Here is a 20,658-nt window from a genome sequence, read left to right on the forward strand (position 1 = left end):
CTTCAGTCCAGCGGCCGGTTCGCCGTTTCCGGCACCATCGCCAGCCCGATCAGCGATATCAGCATGCACAACACCGCGTACAAGGCCGGCGCGTTGGGGTCACCGGTCAACCGGACCAGACCGGCGGCGAAAAACTGAGCGAAGCCGCCGAAGATCATCACGCCGATACAATACACAATGGACATGCCGCTGGCGCGGATACGGCGTGGGAACAGTTCCGGCAACACCGCGATGCTCGGCACCGAGGTATACACCAGCGGCACCGTCAACACCGCCACCACCAAGAACAGCATCGGCCAGCTCGGTACCGCGTTGACCAGCATGAAGCCCGGATAGATCAATAACATTAACAACAAACGCGGCCACAGAATGGACTTGCGTCTGCCGATGCGGTCGCTCCAGCGCCCGGCTGACACCGACAGCATCACCTGCAACAGCGCCGCGGTTGAAGCCGCCCACATCGCTACCGCCAGTGACATGCCCAGCACCGTCACCGCATGATTGGCAAGATAATGGACAATGATGAAGTTGGGCGCAGTGCCGCCTATGGTCAACAGCACTCCGGCCAACAACAGCCGCCAGTGACGCCGCAGCAAGGCGCCGGCCGGTTCCGTCGTCGTTGCCGCCTGCGGCGCGACCGCAGCGGCGGCGGTTTCATCCAGTTGACTGCGGATGTACTCGCCCACCGGGATTGCCAGGACCCCGATGGCGAACACCAGCCGCCAACCCCAGTCCTCCATTGCCGCAGCGGACAACAGCCCGCTTAACACGCTCACCGTCAGCATCCCGGCCAAGCCACCCAACCCCTGGCTGAGCAGTTGCCAGCTACAGTAGTAGCCCCGCGACTTATCGTCGGCGTACTCCATCAGCATGGAGGTCGCCGCGCCCACCTGGCCGCCGACGGCAAAACCCTGCACCAGCCGCCCCAGCACTACCAGCACCGGTCCGAACAAGCCGGCCTGCGCGTAAGTGGGCGCCACCACGAACAGCATCGAGCCTATCGCCATCAGCCACAGGCTCAACCGCAAAGCTGGCTTGCGCCCCTTCCGATCCGCATACAGGCCGATGACGATGCCGCCTATCGGCCGGCTGATGAAGCCGGTGCCGAACACCGCGAACGACAGCATCAATTGCAGCAGCGGCTCGTCGCTGAACGGAAAGAACAAGCGCCCCATTAAAGTGGCCAACGCGCTGTAGACGATAAAATCGTAGAACTCCAACGCATTGCCCACGGTGATGGCGGTGATCGCGCGCCGGCTGGGCGCGGCCGGCCGCGCGGCCGCCCATTGCGCCGCCGTCATTGCCCATCCCCAGCCGCGCCGCCCAGATAACGCTCCACCAGTTTGACCCAGTAGCTGGCTCCTACCGGCAAGACATCATCGTTAAAGTCGTAGCCTGGGTTGTGCACCATGCAGCCGCCCTCTCCATCGCCGTTGCCGATGATCAGATAACAGCCCGGCACCTGCTCCAGCCAGAAGGCGAAATCCTCACTGCCGGTCAGCGGCGGCATCTCCGCCGCCACCCCATCCTCGCCCAGCCAGTCCAGCGCCACCTGCCGCGCCAGCGCGGTGGCCGATGCATCGTTGATCAATACCGGATAGCCATATTGATAATCCACCTCGGCGCGCGCGCCGAAACCGGCGGCCTGCGCTTCGGCCAACGCTTCGATCCGCTGCCGCAGCAAAGCGCGCACCTCCGGCCGCAAGGCGCGTATGCTCAGCCTCATTTCCGCGCTCTCCGGGATCACGTTCGGCGCCTCCCCAGCCAGAATCGCCCCCACCGTCACTACAGCCATGTCCAGCGGCGACACATTGCGCGCCACTACGCTTTGCAAGGCCATCACCAACGAAGCGGCCACCACCACTGGGTCCACCGCCTTGTCCGGCACCGCTCCGTGACCGCCTGTGGCGTGAATGCGGATTACCGCGGTGTCTCCAGAGGCCATGAACGGCCCGGGTCGGAACCCCAGTTGCCCCACCGGAAAGCCCGGCATATTGTGCATGGCGAAAATGGCGTCGCAGGGAAACAGCCGGAACAGGCCGTCGTCCAGCATGCGCTTGGCACCGCCCTTGCCCTCTTCCGCCGGCTGGAAGATCAGATGCACGGTGCCGCTAAAGCTGTCGCGCCGCGCCAGCTCGCAGGCTGCGGCCAGCAGCATCGCGGTATGGCCGTCATGGCCGCAGGCGTGCATTTTCCCCTCTACGCGACTGGCCCAGGGCAGGCCGGTAGTCTCCTGGATCGGCAGTGCGTCCATATCCGCGCGCAGGCCTATACGCGGCCCCTCGCCGCGGCGCAGGGTGCCCACCACGCCGGTGACGCCCAATCCTTCGTGGATCTCGTAGCCCCAGTCGCGCAGGCAGCGGATCACGTGGCGGCGGGTTTCCACCTCCTCGAACCCCAACTCCGGGTGGGCATGTATCTTATGTCGCAGTTCTGTCATCGCCGGGGCGATATCTCGGATGCCGGGCAGAATGTGAGCGTTCATGGCGTCGTCTCCTTATGGTGTCTATGAGCCTCTTGTCGCACACTGTCTTGGCGACGATGGATACGACGCCGCGACAGCGATCACAGACTAGCGGCAATAGTTAACAGGTGAATAGACTTGAGAAAGTGGTCGAGAACACTTCTGGTTGTCCACTTGGAGAAGAGATGAAACTGCAGCAACTGCAAGCGCTGATCGCGCTGGCCGACGGCGGCGGCATTCGCGCCGCCGCGCGCATGCTGGGTCTGTCCCAGGCCGCAGTCAGCAAGACGCTGCGCGAGCTGGAGCAAGAACAGCGGCTGCCCCTGTTGCAGCGTCACGCCAGCGGCGCGAGGCTGACCGAGGCGGGCCAGGCGCTGCTGATCCATGCTCGCCAGGTGGCGATGCAGCTGGAACGCGCCCACGGCGAAATGGAGGCGATGCGCGGCCAACGCGACGCCAGGCTATGCATAGGCGTCACGCCCTGGCTGGTGCCCACGCTATTGCCGGAAGTAGTGTTGCGCTTTCGCCAACGTCTGCCGGAAATCCGGCTGGAATTGTTCGAAGGCTTGCTGGCGGTGGCGCTGCCGCGCTTGCGCGACGGCCAGATGGATTTCGCCATCGCTCCGCTGTTCGAGCCGCTGGCGCAGGAATTCCATTGCCAGCCGCTGTTCAGCCACGGCGGCCGTGTGTTCGCCCGCAACGGCCATCCTGCGTTGCGCGCACAATCCTTGTCCGCGCTGCTGGAGCAGGATTGGGTGGTCAATTACAGCCCGGCCAGTTACCGCCACGTGCTGGACCAGCTGTTCACCCGACACGGCCTGGCTATCGCGCCGGAACGGCTGATCTGCGCGCAGTCGATGGCGCTGCTGGCCGGCCTGGTGCAGGCCGGCATGCTCAGCTATGGCCCGGAACCCTTGTTGCTGTGCCCGGAATTCGCCGGCAAGGTCCAGGCCTTGTCGCTGCGGGAAGACATGGAAGAGATCGTCATCGGCGTGATCAGCCTGCAAGGGCAGGCTCACGGCTACGCCGCGCGCGGCTTCATCGACTGTCTGCGGCAGACGCTGCGCCAACGCATGGGCTCGGCCCGGCCGGAGGACCGGGCGCTGGCGCGCATGCTGACGCTGCGGTTTTAGAACCCGTTCAAAGCCGCGAAGATTCGTCGGTACGGCATTGACCGGCGATTGCCTCGCTCAATCAAAGCGCAAGGTGTAACGCGACTCCACCGAGGCGTCGGTACCCGCCCGCAGCACCATCGACCAGCCCTTGCTCAGTTGATAGGCCAGCTTCACCGCCTGGTTCGCGCTGGTTACGCCGTACTCGTAGCCCAAATACAGTTCGCGGGTCAGCTGACGGCCCACCGTCACCACCTGCTCCGCCGGGCTCACCGTGCCGTTGGCCAAGGTTTTTTCCTTGCGGCTGGACACGCCCAAGTCATCGAACAGGCCGATCTGGTCGTTGAGCGAACCGGCCAACATCATGCCGGCGGAGGCCGCCAGATCGTTGTCGTCGCGCTCGCCGCTCGCCGCCCGGCCCAACACCAGCCAGGCCAGCTTGTCCTTTTCCGACATCGGCTCGTCCGCGATCAGACGCACCTTGGGCACCGACACCGAACCGCTGACTTCCACGCCGGCGCCCACCGGCGACAGGCGGCGCTTGGCGCGCACATTGAGCAGCGGATTATCCAGCGGGCCGTTGAAGGTGATCGCGCCGTACTCGATGTCCAAGTCCTGTCCGTAAGCCTTGTAACGGCCCTTGACCACACGCACCTGGCCCTTGGCGCCCGGCGCTTCGCCCGGATTGGCGCTCACGCGCACCGAGCCGGTCAAGTCCACGTTCAAGCCCTGGCCGGAGAAGCGGAAGTGATCTCCCAGGTCCAGATCCAGCGCCACTGTCAGCGGCATGCTGGCGAAGGCCGACGGCTCCGGCCCGGGCCGGCCCTTGACCATCACGTCGTCGCTCAAGCTGGGCGCACCGAACTTGGGCAGGCCGATGCGGCCCTGATCCGCGCGGATATGGCCGGTCAGCGACAATTTGCCAGCCACCATCGCCAGTTCCGTGCGGCCGGACACTACCAGGCGGCGGTTGGGACGGTCGAACACGCCAAACTTGCGCAACTCCACCGCTACCCGCGCATCCGGGGTGTCGCCGCTGAGATCCAGCGCTCCGCTAGCCGCCACCTCGCCTTCGCCGCCGGCGAAACGCAAGCGCTCCAACACCAGCTTGCGGCCGTCCAGCCGAGCCAGCAGGCTGCCGTCGCCCAGGCGGATGCCGGTGCGGCGGTCGGCCAGCAATAATTTGTCGCCGCGTATCGTCCCTTGCGCCATCGGCAGGCTCAGCGCGCCGGTCAGCGCCAGATTGGCGCCGATCTGACCGCCCAGTTCCAAAGACGGGCCGGCGAAGCTGGCCAGCGTCGCCAGCGAGGGCACGCTGGCGCTGACGGTGGCGTTGAGCGGGGTTTTGGCGTCGATGGCGCCGCCGTTCCACGGCACGGAACCCTTGCCTTGCAGCTGGGCGTAGCGGCTGTCCAAATTCAGATCGAACAAGGCGCGGCCGCCGTCCAACGTCAGGGTGGCGACCGCGGTCTTCAAGCCCAGCGCCACGTCCTTGCCCTTGTCTCCCGGCAATTGCACATCGCCGCCGGCGCGGCGCAGCACGAATTGGCCCTTGGCGTTGGCCGCCAGATTCAGATTCCAGTCCGAGTCGAAGCTCAGATCCTGCTTCACCGGCAGGCTGAGCAAGGGGCCCAGCTCCGCCAGCCTCAAACCGCGCGCGGAGCCGCGGGTGCTGAGCGCTCCGTTGGCCCCGCGGTTGAGTTCCGCCAGGGTAATGCTGCCGCCCAGCGCGGCCAAGCGGGCGTTGCCCACCTTGATCTGCTCGCCCAGCTCCAGCGCCACCGGTGCCAGCAGGCTGAGGCCGGGACGACCGCTCAACTCCAGCTTGCTCAAGGTGCCGGCCCAAGGCCCGGCCTCGCCGCGCAAGCCGCCGCTGGCCGCCAGTTGCAGCGCGTAGGGGTGATCGGCCAGTCGGAAACGTCCATCCAGCTGCAGGGCGTGGCGCGCGCGGGTGCCGTTGGCGCTGACACGCAATTGCTCGGCGCGGAAACCGCCGGCCTGCAGCGCGGCCACATCCAGTTTGAGCTGGAACGGGCTGTTCTGGTCCGCTTTGACGTTGCCGCTGAATTGCATGCTCTGCACAGCGATATTGCCCGGCAGCTTCAGACGGTCGGCTTGCAGATTGGCGCTGATCAACGGCGCCTTGGGCGTGCCAGCCAGTTCTCCCTGCCCCTTGACCACACCGGAGAAGCCGGGGCCGATCAGACCGAGGTTGGGCGCGTCGATCAAGAGTTTTAACTTGTCGCCGGCGGCGCCGTAAGCGCCGTTGGCCTGCAGCCGGTTCTGCGCCAGCCTCAGGTCGGCGCTGAGCGATTTCAGGCGTTCGCCCTGCAGTTGCAGGTCGGCGGCGCCGCTTAGCGGCGCGCCGGACAGTTTGCTGGGGGCGAATTGCAGCTTGGCCGCCACATTCAGCGGGCTGACCAGTTGGCCCTTGGCCTGCAGACTGGCGTTGAGGTCGCCGCTGGGCAAGCCGGGCTTGAGCTTGGACGGGTCTGCGCGATTGAGCTTGCCGTTGAAATCGAACAACTGCTTGCCATCCAGCCCCAATTGGCCGGATAGAGCCAGGCTGCCCACGCCGGCGGTCAATTCCGCCTGCCGGATCAGCAGCGCCGGGTGCGGTGCCGGCGCAAAACCGACATTGGCCTTGGCCTGCAGGGTTTTGCCCTTGAGCTGAGCCAGGATGTTCGGACCGCTCAGAGGGCCGTCCAGCGTCACTCGGCCGTCCAGACTGTCGTCCGGCGCGTCGGCGTGCAATTGCCGCAGGCCCAGCTTGGAAATATCCAACGCCAGCTTGAGCCGGTCCGGCCGCACCTGGCCGGCCAGGCCGATTTCGCCGCCGGCGATCCGGGCGTGGGTGCTGAACAGCTCCAGCGCCTTGTCGTCGGCGCGGAACTCGCCTACCAGCAAGGATAGCGGCAAGCGCTGATCGGACAAGGGGCCGGCCTGCTCGTTGAGGAGGGTCAGCCCGCCTTTGACGCGCTGGCCGGCGTCCGGCTCCGCAAACACCGCCAAACTGAGTTTGGCGCGCGGCCATTCCGGCAGGATGGCTTGCGGATTGATGCCGGCCATGCGCGCGTCCAGCCGGGTAAAGCTGTTGAAGGGATTGCTGGCGAAGGGCAGCAGGCCGCCCTTGACGTCGGCCACCAAGTCTTTGCCGGATAACTCGCCGTCAAAGCTCAGGTGCAGCAGATTGCCGCCCAGCGCCAGCCGCGCCTGATAGGGAATCTTGTCCAGTTCGCCGTCGGCGCTGAGCTTGCCCTGCAGCGCGAAGGGCTTGGCGTCGGCCAATTGCAGCGCCGCCGCGGCCTCGCCCCAGGGCGAACCCAGGCGCTTGAGCTTGAGATCGTGGCGCCGGCCATCGTAGACGTAGCCGGCTTCCAGGCCGTAAAGCCGCAGCTTAGCCGGCTCCAGCGTCACGCTGGCCACGCTCAGCCGGTCCAGACGGATCTCCAGCGGCAAGGCTAGAGACTCCGGCGCACCGCTGGGCGGGGCGGCCGGCGTCGGTTTCACCGCCACCTTGACGTGGCCCACGGCCAATTGCCGCACCCACAATTGGCGCTGCCACAAGGCGCCAGGCCGCCAGTCCAGCTGCACGGACTCGATGTCCACGTCGCTGCCGGCGCTGCGCACGCGCACCTCGCTCAATTTGAAGCCGTCCCACAGCGTGCCTTCGGCGTGCTTGACGCTGACGGTGTTGCCGCTGAGGCCGCCCAGCGACTGCATCAGCCAGGCGAAACCGGTGCGGCTGCCGGTCAGCCAGGCGCTGGCGGCCAGCAGCAGCGCGACCAGCAACAAGGGCAGCCACAGCAGCCAGCGCCAACGACGGCGCTTGGGCTTGGCCGGCGGCGGCGGGGCGGTGTCGAGAGTGGGGGAGGTGTCGGTTTCGCTCATGAATGCATTCGGGTCAGAAGGCCAGGCCCAGGCTGAGGTTCCAGCGGATTTTGCCGTCGCGCTCCGCCTTGGCGAAGTCGAAGGCCAGCGGGGCCACCGGGCTCATCCAGCGCACGCCTACGCCGTTGGCGCGCTCCACCTGGAAGCCCTTCCAGCTCTGGCTGGCGTTGCCGGCGTCGGTGAACAACGCCAGATACCAGTCCGGCTTGATCGGGATTTGATACTCCAGGCTGCCGGTGGCCACCACGCGGCCGCCCAGCACCGAGCCGTTGGGGCCCGGCAGGCCCAAGCTCTGGTAATCGTAGCCACGCACGCTGTTGGCGCCGCCGGCGCGGAATAGGATGGAGGACGGCACCGCGTCCTTGTCGTTGGCCCACACTTGGCCCAGCTCCAGCCGGCCGACAAAGGTGCCGTACTTGGGAAACGGCGACCAGTATCCGACGGTGCGGGCGTAGCCGCGGACATAGGAGGTGGAGGACAGGGCGCTGCCGACCGTGCCGGAAAGCTGGAAGTCCAGCAAGACGCCGGAACGCGGCCGCATCAAATCGTCCACCGCGCGCTGGGTCCAGCCGTAGACCAGCTGCAAGGCGCGGGTGTCCTTGTTGGACACGCCGCCGGCCTCCTCGCTTTCCATCAGGTACTGCAGGCCGAGGCGCGCCTCGATATTGCCGCGAGTACGGGTGCGCCAGCCGCCCACATCGCTGCTGCGGGTTTTCAGGCCCTGCACGTCGTCGGTCTTGAAAGCGCTGGTGATGGAGTGGGAATAGCCGTCGGACTGGCGCGGAAAGCCCAGACCCAACGACAGCGATTGCTGGTTTTTCTTCCAGTTGGTCACCAGCGAGCCGGTGTAGCCGCGGCGGAAGATATTGTAATGGTCGTAACCGACGCGCACGCCAGGGCCGTCGCCGGAGTCGTAGATCAAGCCCAGCTCCAGCTTCTGGCGCGGCATTTCGGTGACGTCCACTTCCACCGGCACCCGGTGGGTCTCCGGGTCGATACGGGCCATGTCGGCGCTGACCACCACATTGGAGAAATGCGGCGCCTGCTCTAGCGCCGACTGGTAATCAAAAATTTTCTGCAGCCGGTAGGCGGTGCCGGGGGAGAAATCCGCCAAGCCGGTGGCGATCTTTTCCGGATAACGCTTCATGCCTTTGACGGTGATGTCGCCGAACAGGATCACCGGGCCGCTGTCGATGTCCACCACCAGTTGCGCGCGGCGGGTGGCCGGATCGATTTCCGCCACGCTTTTGCTGATCTGCGCTCTGGGGAAGCGGTCGGCGGTGATCAGACGCATCACCGCGCGCTTGCTGCCGTCCCAGTCGGATTGTCGATAAGGCGCGCCCATCGGCAGCGACCAGGCCTCCAGCACCGCGGCGAAGCGTTGCTGGAAATCGCCTTCGTCGCGTATCGGCCCGTTGAGGCGAATGGTGACGTCGTCGATCAGCGTGGGTTCGCCGGGCTTGACCTCGATCACGTACTGCCGGGCGCTTTCTTCGCGCACAGTGACGCGCGCGTCGAAGTAACCCTCGGTCTCCAGCAGCTTGCGCGCGTCCTCCGGGGTGCTCCGCACCAGTTCGGTCAGCAGCGTTTCGTCCATTTCTTCTTCCAGACGGCTGGTGACCAATTCCAGATTGTCTTGCAATAAGCCGGCCAGGCCGGAAGGCGCGTCGACGCGCACGCTGTAATCGAGCTTGGCCCAGGCGGGCGCAGCCGACAGCAATAAGATCAATGAAATAAGCAGGCGGGAGCTTGGCATGGTCCGATTCGTTTGGTGTCGAGGCCATGGTAACGAAACTTGCGGCGGCTGGCGAGAAGCGGCTGGGCGGCTTCAAAATCGCGGGGACAGGCCGGCGTTTTCTTAAACCAAAAGCTTAATTTATATTCAATGTAAATTTAGATAAACGGCGCGCAGGCATTCGCTTTGCTCATCGCAACCCGGCCACGCGCGCCAATCAGGCGCAAGGCGGTATGACTGGCCGCGCGGACAATAGTTTTGCCCTCAAGCGTTTTTTATAGCGCTCGCTCAAAATGGGCAGGCGTAAAAAAAGGGCAAACCCGGAGGTTCGCCCTTTTCCTTTCCGAGCCGCGCTTACTTCTTGCGCTGCGGCGGCAAATCAGTGCAAGTGCCGTGCGCCACTTCCGCCGCCATGCCGATGGACTCGCCCATGGTGGGATGCGGGTGGATGGTCTTGCCGATGTCGGTGGCGTCGCAGCCCATTTCGATGGCCAGGCAGACTTCGCCTATCATGTCGCCCGCATGCGGACCGACAATGCCGCCGCCGATGATCTGGTGGCTTTCGGCGTCGAAGATCAGCTTGGTGAAACCCTCGTCGCGGCCATTGGCGATGGCGCGGCCGGAGGCGGCCCATGGGAACACGCCCTTCTCGATCTTCAGGCCTTGCTTCTTGGCTTCGTCCTCGGTGACGCCGACCCAAGCCACTTCCGGATCGGTGTAGGCCACGCCCGGAATCACGCGCGCGTCGAAGTAGGACTTCTGGCCGGCGCAGTTTTCCGCCGCCACATGGCCTTCATGCACGCCCTTGTGCGCCAGCATCGGCTGGCCGACGATGTCGCCGATGGCGAAGATGTGCGGCACATTGGTGCGCTGCTGCTTGTCCACCGGGATGAAGCCGCGATCAGTCACCGCGATGCCGGCGTTCTCGGCGCCCAGCAGCTTGCCGTTGGGCGCGCGGCCGGTGGCGTACAGCACCAGGTCGTAGCGTTGCGGCTCTTTCGGGGCTTGATCGCCTTCGAAAGTCACCCACACGCCGTCGTCCTTGGGCTCCACGGCCACGGTCTTGGTGTTCAGCATGATGTTGTCGAAACGATGGGCGTTCCACTTCTGCCAAACCTTGACCAGGTCGCGGTCCGCGCCCTGCATCAGGCCGTCCATCATTTCCACCACGTCCAGGCGCGCGCCCAGCGTGGAGTAGACGGTGCCCATTTCCAGGCCGATGATGCCGCCGCCGATGATCAGCATGCGGTTGGCCACGCCCTTCAGCTCCAGCGCGCCGGTGGAGTCCACCACGCGCGGATCATCCGGAATGAACGGCAGCTTCACCACGCGGGAACCGGCGGCGATGATGGCGTTCTTGAATTTGACGATTTTCTTCTCGCCGCTCTCTTCGCGGCCCTTGCCGGTGGTGGCGGACACTTCGATGTGGTGCGGGTCGATGAAACGGCCGTTACCGCGCACGATCTCCACCTTGCGCGCCTTGGCCATGCCGGCGAGGCCGCCGGTCAGCTTGGCGATTACTTTTTCCTTGTAACCGCGCAGCATGTCGATATCCACTTCCGGCTTGCCGAACTTGATGCCGTTGGCGGCCAGATGGCTGACTTCGTCGATCACCGCCGCGTTGTGCAGCAGCGCCTTGGACGGGATGCAGCCCACGTTCAGGCACACGCCGCCCAGGGTGGAATAGCGCTCGACGATGACCACTTTCAGGCCCAGGTCGGCCGCGCGGAAGGCGGCGGAATAACCGCCGGGACCGCCGCCCAACACCATCACGTCGCATTCCACGTCGGCGCCGCCGCTATGGCTGGCGGCCACCGGAGCGGCCTGCGGCGCGAAGCCGGCTTGGGTGGTAGCGGACGCGACGCCGGTGGTTTCCACCGGCTTGGGCGCAGCCGGAGCCGCGGCGGCTGCGCCGGCGGCTTCTACGATCACGATCACATCGCCTTCGGAGACTTTGCCGCCCACGGCGACGCGCACTTCCTTGACGGTGCCGGCGGCTTCGGCCGGCACTTCCATCGTGGCCTTGTCGGTTTCCAGCGTGATCAGGCTGGCTTCTTTCGCGATCACGTCGCCCGGCTTGACAAAGACTTCGATCACGTCCACGTTGTTGTGGCCGCCGATGTCCGGGACTTTCAGTTCAATCAGATTGCTCATGGTTTTCCATCCGCAACGTAAGGCGGAAGCCCGGAGGCCTCCGCCGATATTCAGCAGAATCGTTCGCTTGAGCGGCGCGCTCCGGCTAGACCGGAGCGGCCGTTCTGCTGGCGATTACAGAATCAGGCGGCGCACGTCGGACAGCAGCTTGCCCAGATGCACGGTGAAGCGCGCGGCGGCGGCACCGTCGATCACGCGGTGATCGAAGGACAGCGACAGCGGGCACATCAGGCGCGGCGCGAATTCCTTACCGTTCCACACCGGCTTGATCTGCGATTTGCAGACGCCGAGGATGGCCACTTCCGGCGCGTTCACGATAGGCGTGAAGCTGGTGCCGCCAATGCCGCCCAGGCTGGAGATGGTGAAGGTCGCGCCCTGCATGTCGGTGGGCTTGAGCTTGCCTTCGCGGGCCAGCTTGGACAGGTCGGTCAGTTCCTGAGCGATCTGGCGCAGGCCCTTCTTATCCGCGTCCTTGATCACCGGCACCACCAGGCCGTTAGGCGTGTCGGCGGCGAAGCCGATGTGGTAATACTGCTTCAGCACCAGGTTGTCGCCGTCCAGCGAGCTGTTGAAGGTCGGGAAGGCCTTCAGCGCTTCGGCGGCCGCCTTGATGATGAAGGCCAGCGGGCTGATCTTCAGGCCGGACTTTTCCCACTCCTTGCCCACGGTCTTGCGGAAGTCTTCCAGCTCGGTGATGTCGCACTCATCGTTGAAGGTTACGTGCGGGATCATCACCCAGTTGCGCGACAGATTGGCGCCGGAAATCTTCTGGATGCGGGACAGCGGCTTGGTTTCGATCGGGCCGAACTTGGCGAAATCGACTTTCGGCCACGGCAACAGATCCAGACCCGCGCCGGAACCCGCCGGCGCGGCGGCAGGGGCCAGCGAGGCCGGGTTCTGCATCACGCCCTTGACGAAGGCTTTGACGTCGTCTTCCGTGATGCGGCCCTTGCGGCCATTGCCCTTGACCTTGCCCAGATCCACGCCCAGTTCGCGCGCCAGACGGCGCACGGACGGACCGGCGTGGGCCTTGGAGAAGGCGATTTCGTCGATGGCGGCGGCCACGGCCGCGGCGACCGGTGCCACGGCGGGTGCGGTGGCTGCCGGGGCCGGTGCGGCCGGAGCTGCTGCCGGAGCCGGCGCGGCGGCTGCCGGGGCGGAGGCGGCTGCGACAGCGCCTTCCACCACCACGATCAGATCGCCTTCGCTGACCTTGTCGCCCACTTTCACTTTGACTTCCACCACGCGGCCGGCGGCGGAGGCCGGCACTTCCATGGTGGCCTTGTCGGTTTCCAGCGTGATCAGGCTGTCGTCGACGGCGATGTCATCGCCGACCTTGACGGTGACTTCAATCACGTCGACGCCATTGTGACCGCCAATGTCCGGCACGCGGATTTCACTGCGGCCGGAGGCCGCGGGCGCTGCGGCCGGAGCGGCTGCCGCTGGAGCCGGAGCCGCTGCAGGCGCGGCTGCGGGAGCCGGGGCTGCGGCCGCCGGGGCCGGCGCGGACGCGGCGGCGCCCACTTCCAGGATGGCGATCACGTCGCCTTCGGAAATCTTGCCGCCGACGACGGCTTTGACTTCCTTGATCACGCCCGCGGTTTCCGCCGGCACTTCCATGGTGGCCTTGTCGGTTTCCAGCGTGATCAGGCTGTCGTCCACGGACACGGTCTGGCCCGGGACGATGAATACTTCGATGATGTCTACATTGCTGTGACCGCCGATGTCGGGCACTTTCAATTCGATCAGATTGCTCATGAGCTTTCCATTCGTAAGGCGGAAGCCCCTTTCGGGGCCTGCCGCCGGATATCCGCTACAGATTCGCTTGCCATGCAAAGGCGGAAGGCCCCGGCCTGAACCGGGGCTTCCGCTTTGCGATTACACTTTCCAGCTAGGCAGCTTGTCGGTCTTGATGCCGTACTTGGCGATCGCCTCGGCCACCTTGGACGCTTCGATCTTGCCGTCGCGCGCCAGAGCGGACAGCGCCGCCAGAGCCACGTGGTAGCGATCCACCTCGAAGAAGGAGCGCAGGTTGGCGCGGCTGTCGGAGCGGCCGAAGCCGTCGGTGCCCAGCACCACGTAACGGCCCGGAACGTATTCGCGGATCTGATCGGCGTAGTTGCGGATGTAGTCGGTTGCGGCCACGACAGGACCTTGACGGCCGGACAGTTGCTGCGCCACGTAGGAGGCGCGCGCTTCGGCAGTCGGGTTCAGCAGATTGTGACGCTCGGCTTCCATGCCGTCGCGGCGCAGCTGGTTGAAGGAGGTCACGCTCCAGATGTCGGCGCCGATGCCGAAGTCCGCCTTCAGCAAGTCGGCCGCGGCCATCACTTCGCGCAGGATGGTGCCGGAGCCCATCAGCTGCACTTTGACCTTGGCGTCGCCGCCGTCCTGCAGCAGGTACATGCCCTTCAGGATGCCCTCTTCCGCGCCCGCCGGCATGGCCGGATGAACGTAGTTTTCGTTCATCAGGGTCAGGTAGTAGAAGACGTCTTCCTGCTCGGCGTACATGCGGCGCAGGCCGTCCTGCACAATCACCGCCAGCTCATAAGCGAAGGTCGGGTCGTAGCTGATGCAGTTCGGAATCAAGCCGGCCTGGATGTGGCTGTGACCGTCTTCGTGCTGCAGGCCCTCGCCGTTCAACGTGGTGCGGCCGGCGGTGCCGCCCAGCAGGAAACCGCGGGCGCGCATGTCGCCGGCGGCCCAGGCCAGATCGCCGATGCGCTGGAAGCCGAACATCGAGTAGTAGATGTAGAACGGAATCATCGGCTGGCTGCTGTTGGCGTAGCTGGTCGCCGCGGCGATCCAGTCGGCCATCGCGCCCGGCTCGTTGATGCCTTCCTGCAGGATCTGGCCGTCCTTGGATTCCTTGTAGAACATCAACTGGTCATGATCCTGCGGCACATAGTTCTGACCCTGGGTGGACCAGATGCCGTACTGGCGGAACATGCCTTCCATGCCGAAGGTACGGGATTCGTCCGGCACGATCGGTACCACGCGCTGACCAATGTTCTTGTCCTTCATGATGGTGCCCAGCATGCGGACGAAGGCCATCGTGGTGGAGAACTCGCGGTCGCCGGACGCTTGCAGCTGCGCGTCGAACACGGACAGTTCCGGCGTTTGCAGCGGGGTGGTCACCGGCTTGCGCGCCGGCAGGTAGCCGCCCAGCGCTGCACGGCGTTCACGCATGTACTTCATTTCCGGGCTGTCTTCGGCCGGCAGATAGTACGGCACGTTCGGCAGTTCTTCGTCGGACACTGGGATGCCGAAACGGTCGCGGAATTTGCGCAGTGAATCCAGATCCATTTTCTTGGCCTGGTGCGCGATATTCTTGGCTTCGCCGGACGCGCCCATGCCGTAACCCTTGATGGTCTTGGCCAGGATCACGGTCGGACGGCCGTTGGCGTTGTTGGACGCCTCGTGGTAAGCGGCGTACACCTTGTGCGGATCATGGCCGCCCCGGTTCAGCGCCCAGATCTCGTCGTCGGACATATTGGCGACCATTTCGCGCAGCTCCGGGTATTTGCCGAAGAAGTGTTCGCGAACGTAAGCGCCGTCCTTGGATTTGAAGGTCTGGTAATCGCCGTCCACGCACTCGTCCATGCGCTTCTTCAGCAAGCCCTTGGTGTCCATTGCCAGCAGCGGATCCCAACGCGAGCCCCAGATCACTTTCAGGACGTTCCAGCCGGAACCGCGGAAATCGCCTTCCAGTTCCTGGATGATCTTGCCGTTGCCGCGCACCGGGCCGTCCAGACGCTGCAGGTTGCAGTTGATCACGAAGATCAGGTTGTCCAGGCCTTCGCGGGACGCCATCGAAATCGCGCCCAGGGATTCCGGCTCGTCCATCTCGCCGTCGCCGCAGAAACACCACACTTTGCGACCCGGAGTCTTGGCCAGACCGCGGCTTTCCAGATACTTGAGGAAGCGGGCCTGGTAGATGGCCATCAAGGGGCCCAGGCCCATCGAGACGGTCGGGAACTGCCAAAAGTCCTTCATCAGCCACGGGTGCGGGTAAGAGGACAGACCGTTGCCGTCCACTTCCTGACGGAAGCTGTCCAGCTGCTCCGCGGACAGGCGGCCTTCCATGAAGGCGCGTGCGTACACGCCCGGGGAAATATGGCCCTGGAAGTAAATCAGATCGCCGTCTTGCTCATCGTTCTGAGCGCGCCAGAAGTGGTTGAAACCCACATCGTACAGAGTGGCGGAGGATTGGAAGGAGGCGATGTGGCCGCCCAGCTCCAAGTCCTTCTTGCCGGCGCGCAGCACCAAAGCGGCGGCGTTCCAGCGATTGATCGAGCGAATGCGGTGCTCCAGCTCGTGGTTGCCCGGCGACTTGGCTTCTTTGCCGAGCGGAATGCTGTTCTGGTATGCGGTGGTGGCGTCAAACGGCAGATGGGCGCCGCGGCGGCGGGTGCGCTCGACCAGTTTCTCCAACAGGTAATGCGCGCGTTCCGGGCCTTCGGCGTCCAGCACCGACTCCAGCGCTTCAGTCCATTCCTGGGTTTCCAACGGATCGATATCGTCAGGGAAAGTTGCAGCCATCTCTGGTCCTCACAGCAAGGTGGATCGGGGGCCGTATGTAGCACTGCGCGGCCCCGCGTTATTGCAATTGGCTCGGATTCGAACCAATTTATTAGCTTCAGATTATAAACGAACGCAATCGCAAATAAAAATGTTCATTTACGAAAAGAGCGCCGTGTCTTGAGCAAGTGTACGTCTTCCCGCTTTCACAAAGGAATAGGTCAAGCGTACTAACGCTTGTTTAGGGGCGTAAAACAGCGGTTATTGCGCCGCACCATGTTGTTTTTTTGCGATTTGCTGTCGTAAATTGAAACATTCGTTTCAGTTGCGCGCTTACTTCTTCCTCTCGTCCCTGACCAGCCTATCCAGTTCGCGGATGCGCGCTTCGATTGAGGAGCGCAAGTAGAAGTCGTCTCCCTTGGCCTTGCTGGCCAGTTGGAATTGCTCCATCGCCGGCTGGTAACGCTGTTCATAATAGAAGGCGTTGCCCAGCGCCGCGTGGTAACGCAACGGATCGCGATCGGCGTACAAACTGGCCTGGCGCCGATACAGGCCCGCGCTGTCCGGATGGCGGCTCAACTGAGTCTTGATCAGACTCAGCGCCCCCTGGCTGTCCCCGCTGGCGACGGCGACGTCAATGTCCAGCAGTTGCAGCGACAAGCTCTGCGGGAAACGGGCCAAAGCGACGCGCACGGCGTTGCGGGCGGCGGGCCAGTCCTTGCGTTCGCGCTCTATCGCCACCTCCAGCCCCCTCAGCATCGGGTGATCCGGCAGCTTGGTCCGCGCCTTGGCCAGCGCCTGACGCGCGCCGGCGATATCGCGCTGGCGCAGCTTGACCTGAGCCAAGCCGTACCACTGCGCGCCCTCGTTCAGATACAGACCTCGGTCCAGCGCCGCCTCGTAATAGCGCTGCCCTACGTCCGGCGTCAGCGTCGCGGCGCGCAGTTTCTCGCGCACCAGCAGGTAGTCCACGCTGTCCGCGCGCATCTTCACCGGGTAGTCCAGCGCGCGGTTTTCCGCTTCGCTGATGCGCTCCAGCGTCACCGGGTGGGTGCGCAGGAAGGCCAGCGCCGCGTTGTCGCTGTAACGCTCGTTCTGCTGCAGCCGCTGGAAAAAGGCCGGCATGCTGCGCACATCGAAACCGGCCTGGCTCATATACTGCATGCCGACGCGGTCGGCTTCGCGTTCGAAATCGCGCGAAAACGCCAACTGATTGGAAATCGACAGGCCCATGCCGGCGGAAACCACGCCCATCGCGCCCTGGCCGCTGCCGGCCTTGGCCGCCAGCGCCGCGGCGATGATGGTGCCCAACAATAGCAAGGGGCTGGTGGCGCTGCTGGCCGCCTTCATCCGCGCAATGTGGCGCTGGGCGACGTGGGCGGTTTCATGCCCCAGCACCGAGGCGAGTTCGCCTTCGCTCTGGGTCGCCAGCAACAGGCCGATATTGATGCCGATATAGCCGCCGGGCATGGCGAAGGCGTTGATGCCGCTGTCGTTGACACAGAAATAGGTGAAACTGACGCCGGGCAGCTTGACGCCGCTGGAGAGCCGGCCGCCGATATCGTTGAGGTAATCGTTGACTTCCTGATCGTCGACGATGTCCCCCGCCTCCAACATCGCGCGCCAGGCCTGCCGGCCAATGCGGTTTTCATCCGCCAGCGTTAGCGAGGCATCCGACACCTCGCCCAGATCGGGCAAATCGGCATAACTGACGGACGGGTGCAACAAGCTCAGCGCCAGCACGCCGGCCAGCAAGGTCTGTTTGGTCATCCGGCTATGATAGCCATGATCCGCCCCAAGTTGCATGAGGCGACGCAACATCAACTGTCAAAGAGTATGAGCTTCCCCGCCTCCCCGCCGCGGCGCGGCCAGCGCTTCCCAGGCGGCTTGCGCGCTCAAATGCACGCGGCCGGCGAAGCCGGCCAACAGGCCGCCGCTCTCCATGCGCTGCGTCACCGGCCCCTTGATCTCGGCCAGATGCAGCGTCACGCCGCGCGCCGCCAGCTCGGCGTCCAGCCGCGCCAGCATCAGCAAAGCGCTGGTATCCACGCGATTGACCGCGCTCATGATCAACACCAGCCGTGTCGCCCCCGCCTGGGCGGCCAGCCGGCGCAACACCTCGCCCCGCACCTGGCGGGCGTTGCCGAAAAACAGGCTCTCGTCCACGCGCAAAAACAGCGCGCCGGGCAGGCTCTCGACGGCAAAGCGCAGCCGGTTGCGAAAATGATGGCTGCCCGGCAGCCGGCCCAACTCGGCGATATGCGGCCGGCTGCTGCGCCACAACATGGCGGCCAGGGACATCAGCACACCGGCGACAATGCCGGAGTCCACTCCCAGCCACAGCACCAGGATGAAAGTCAGCGCGAAGGCCGCCGCGTCGGCGCGGTCGATTCGCCAGGCCAGCCTCAGGCTGTCGAAACGTATCATGGCGCTGACCGATGCGATGATCATCGCCGCCAGCACCGCCAGCGGCAGCAAGGCCAGCGCGCCGGCGGCGAAGCTGGCCAAGAGCATGATGCCCAGGGCGGCCACCACCGAGGCCAGTTGAGTCTGGGCGCCGGCCTCCGCGTTGACCATGGAACGCGTGAGTCCGCCGGTGACCGGAAAACCGCCGGACAGCCCGGCGCCGATATTGCACAGCCCCAACGCCAGCAATTCCCGGTCCGGATCCACTTCATCTCCGCGGCGCTGCGCCAGCGCCTGAGCCACCGCCAGGCTCTGCACGTAATTGATCAAAGCGATGAAAAAGGCCGGCAGCGCCAACTGCGACCACTGATCCAAACTCAAGCCCGGCCAAGTCGGGGCCGGCAGACCCGGCGGAATCTCGCCCACCACCGGCAAGGCGGACCGCAGACCCAGGCCCGCCACCAGCGCCATGCCCAACAACACCGCCAGCAGCGGCGCCAAACGCAGCCAAAGCTGCCGCGCCGGCCCGCCCAGGCCGCAGCGGCGCAACAACGGCTCGCCCAACCAACGCGCCACCAACAGCATGGCCAGCGCCGTAGCGCCAAACAGCAGCGCCAACGGGTTAAGCCCGTCCACCGCCTTCCACAGCCCGGCCAACAGTTGCGGCAAGGATGCGCCGCCGGCCTGCACGCCCAGCAAGGGGCCCAATTGCGATAGCACAATCAGCAAGGCCGACGCCGAAGTGAAGGCCGCCAGCACCGGCTCGGACAATAGATCGGCGATGAAACCCAGCCGCAGCAGGCCAAGCGCCGCCAACATCGCCCCGGACAACAGCGCCAGACCGATGGCCAGCGCCAGATAATCGCCCGAGCCCGGTTCGGCCAACCGCGTCAGCGTGGCCGCCACCAATAAGGAAGTCATCGCCATCGGCCCCACCGACTGCGCGTGACTGCGCCCGGCCAATGCGTAAATCAGCAAGGGGGCGATGCTGGCGTACAGGCCCGCCTGCGCCGGCAAGCCGGCCACCAGCGCATAAGCCAGACCTTGCGGCGCCAGCAACAAGGTCACCACCAGTCCCGCGCCCAGGTCCCCCGGCAAATAGGCGCGCCGATAGCCGCGCAGCCAGCCCGGCAGCCCAAACCTCATCCGCGCCGCTCCCATCGTCCGGCCAGCCACAGGCCGGCCGCCATCGCCGGCAAAAACCAAGCGCTCTGCGGCAACGCCATGCCGCCCAACAGCAAGGCCGGTCCCGGACAGATGCCGGCCAATCCCCAACCAACGCCAAACAAGAGGCTGCCGCCGATTAAGCGGCGCGTCAGCGGCGTCTTGGCCGGCAATTGCGTCGGCTCGCCCAGCAAGGCGCGCGGGCGGCGCTCGGCCAGACGGAACGCCGGCCAGGCCATGGCGACGGCTCCGGCCATCACCAGCGCCAAGCTGGGATCCCAGGCGCCGCCCAGATCCAGAAAAGCCAATACCTTGGCTGGATTACCCATGCCGGACAACAACAAGCCCAGGCCGAACAACAGGCCCGCGCCCGCCATAGACAATAAGCGTTTCCACTCCGCCGTCATCTTCATGCACCCCAATGTCCGAGCACCGCCGCCGTAACGAAACCGGCAAACATAAAAGCCGCCGTCGCCGCCAGCGAACGAGGCGACTGCCGCGCCAGACCGCAAACGCCGTGGCCGCTGGTGCAGCCGGAGCCTAAGCGCGCGCCGATGCCCACCAACAAGCCGGCAACCAACAAGCGCGCGCCGCCGGCTTCCACGCTGACAGCGGGCCATTCCCCAACGCCCAGACGCCACAAGGCCGGCGCCGCCATCAAGCCCAAGAGAAAAACCAGCCGCGCGCGCCAGTCCGCACGCCCATCCAACAGGCCGGCCGCCATGCCGCTGATGCCGGCGATGCGGCCATGCAGCAAGACCAGCCAGCCCGCCGCAGCCCCGATCAATACTCCGCCCATTAAAGCAGGCCACGGCGTGAAGGCCGCCCAATCCACCGTCATCGCGCCTCTCCCTCGGGCCGGTCGGAGCAAAACAGCGCGTGCAAGGCGTTCAGCAAAGCCAAGGCGTCAGCGCTGGCCACGCTGTAATAAACCCATTTGCCTTCACGCCGGGTCGCCACTAGGCCTTCATTGCGCAACACACCCAACTGCTGCGACAAGGAGGGCTGTCGGATGCCGGTCAAACGCTCCAGTTCCGACACCGACTTTTCCCCGTCCACCAGTTGGCACAGCAATAGCAGCCTGTCCTCGTTGGCCAGGCCCTTCAACAACAAGGCGGCGCGGCCGGCATTGGCGCGCAGCATGTTCAAATCCATATTCGTTCTCCCGCCGCCGGCATCCGGCGTCGCAAACATTATGTTTTATAATATAA

General features: G+C 65.1%; 13 protein-coding genes. 1 reads left to right on the top strand and 12 read right to left on the bottom strand.

All coding sequences use genetic code 11. The annotated features are described in order from the left end of the window. Nucleotides 1-2 precede the first annotated feature (2 nt). Both GYH29_RS22435 and GYH29_RS22440 read right to left on the bottom strand, forming a co-directional pair. On the bottom strand, nucleotides 3-1,301 hold the full coding sequence (locus GYH29_RS22435) for an MFS transporter (RefSeq protein WP_019100935.1): 1,299 nt from the start codon (nucleotides 1,299-1,301) through the stop codon (nucleotides 3-5). Further along, nucleotides 1,298-2,485 carry a M20 aminoacylase family protein gene (locus GYH29_RS22440; RefSeq protein ID WP_019100936.1) on the bottom strand — a complete coding sequence of 396 codons (1,188 nt, stop codon included), beginning with the start codon at nucleotides 2,483-2,485 and terminating at the stop codon, nucleotides 1,298-1,300. Before GYH29_RS22440 ends, GYH29_RS22435 begins: the two co-directional genes overlap by 4 nt. Before the next feature lie 164 nt (nucleotides 2,486-2,649). On the opposite strand from GYH29_RS22440, the gene GYH29_RS22445 reads away from it, so the two are divergent. After that, nucleotides 2,650-3,597 (top strand): LysR family transcriptional regulator, encoded by a 948-nt coding sequence (locus GYH29_RS22445; RefSeq protein ID WP_019100937.1) that lies wholly within the window; start codon nucleotides 2,650-2,652, stop codon nucleotides 3,595-3,597. Between the two features lie 57 nt (nucleotides 3,598-3,654). Here GYH29_RS22445 and GYH29_RS22450 read toward each other — a convergent pair whose 3' ends face one another. From GYH29_RS22450 to GYH29_RS22495, 10 genes are all read right to left on the bottom strand, one after another. Next, nucleotides 3,655-7,467: a translocation/assembly module TamB domain-containing protein gene (locus GYH29_RS22450; protein WP_161524421.1), complete on the bottom strand. Its 3,813-nt coding sequence runs from the start codon at nucleotides 7,465-7,467 to the stop codon at nucleotides 3,655-3,657. A 13-nt stretch (nucleotides 7,468-7,480) separates the two neighbouring features. Further along, the gene (locus GYH29_RS22455) at nucleotides 7,481-9,223 is read right to left on the bottom strand and encodes an autotransporter assembly complex protein TamA (protein ID WP_039754324.1); all 1,743 of its coding nucleotides are present in this window, start codon (nucleotides 9,221-9,223) and stop codon (nucleotides 7,481-7,483) included. Between the two features lie 333 nt (nucleotides 9,224-9,556). Further along, on the bottom strand, nucleotides 9,557-11,356 hold the full coding sequence (gene lpdA / locus GYH29_RS22460) for a dihydrolipoyl dehydrogenase (protein WP_081544961.1): 1,800 nt from the start codon (nucleotides 11,354-11,356) through the stop codon (nucleotides 9,557-9,559). Nucleotides 11,357-11,470: 114 nt separating this feature from the next. After that, nucleotides 11,471-13,114: a dihydrolipoyllysine-residue acetyltransferase gene (gene aceF / locus GYH29_RS22465; protein ID WP_043636764.1), complete on the bottom strand. Its 1,644-nt coding sequence runs from the start codon at nucleotides 13,112-13,114 to the stop codon at nucleotides 11,471-11,473. Between the two features lie 120 nt (nucleotides 13,115-13,234). Beyond that, entirely contained in the window at nucleotides 13,235-15,898 is a 2,664-nt protein-coding gene (gene aceE, locus GYH29_RS22470) for a pyruvate dehydrogenase (acetyl-transferring), homodimeric type (RefSeq protein ID WP_043589451.1), read from the bottom strand. Nucleotides 15,899-16,210: 312 nt separating this feature from the next. After that, entirely contained in the window at nucleotides 16,211-17,647 is a 1,437-nt protein-coding gene (locus GYH29_RS22475; RefSeq protein ID WP_161524422.1) for a M48 family metalloprotease, read from the bottom strand. Between the two features lie 57 nt (nucleotides 17,648-17,704). Next, complete coding sequence (locus GYH29_RS22480) at nucleotides 17,705-19,429, bottom strand: SulP family inorganic anion transporter (protein WP_019101324.1); 1,725 nt, start codon at nucleotides 19,427-19,429, stop codon at nucleotides 17,705-17,707. Beyond that, complete coding sequence (locus GYH29_RS22485; RefSeq protein ID WP_232060448.1) at nucleotides 19,426-19,860, bottom strand: DUF6691 family protein; 435 nt, start codon at nucleotides 19,858-19,860, stop codon at nucleotides 19,426-19,428. Before GYH29_RS22485 ends, GYH29_RS22480 begins: the two co-directional genes overlap by 4 nt. Continuing rightward, nucleotides 19,857-20,288 (bottom strand): YeeE/YedE family protein, encoded by a 432-nt coding sequence (locus GYH29_RS22490; RefSeq protein WP_107732102.1) that lies wholly within the window; start codon nucleotides 20,286-20,288, stop codon nucleotides 19,857-19,859. The genes GYH29_RS22485 and GYH29_RS22490 overlap by 4 nt, the downstream gene beginning before the upstream one ends. Continuing rightward, nucleotides 20,285-20,602 (bottom strand): ArsR/SmtB family transcription factor, encoded by a 318-nt coding sequence (locus GYH29_RS22495; RefSeq protein ID WP_043636749.1) that lies wholly within the window; start codon nucleotides 20,600-20,602, stop codon nucleotides 20,285-20,287. The genes GYH29_RS22490 and GYH29_RS22495 overlap by 4 nt, the downstream gene beginning before the upstream one ends. Nucleotides 20,603-20,658 lie beyond the last annotated feature (56 nt).

Origin of the sequence: Chromobacterium haemolyticum (assembly GCF_009936155.1) — a bacterium.
GTDB classification, from domain to species: Bacteria; Pseudomonadota; Gammaproteobacteria; order Burkholderiales; family Chromobacteriaceae; genus Chromobacterium; species Chromobacterium haemolyticum.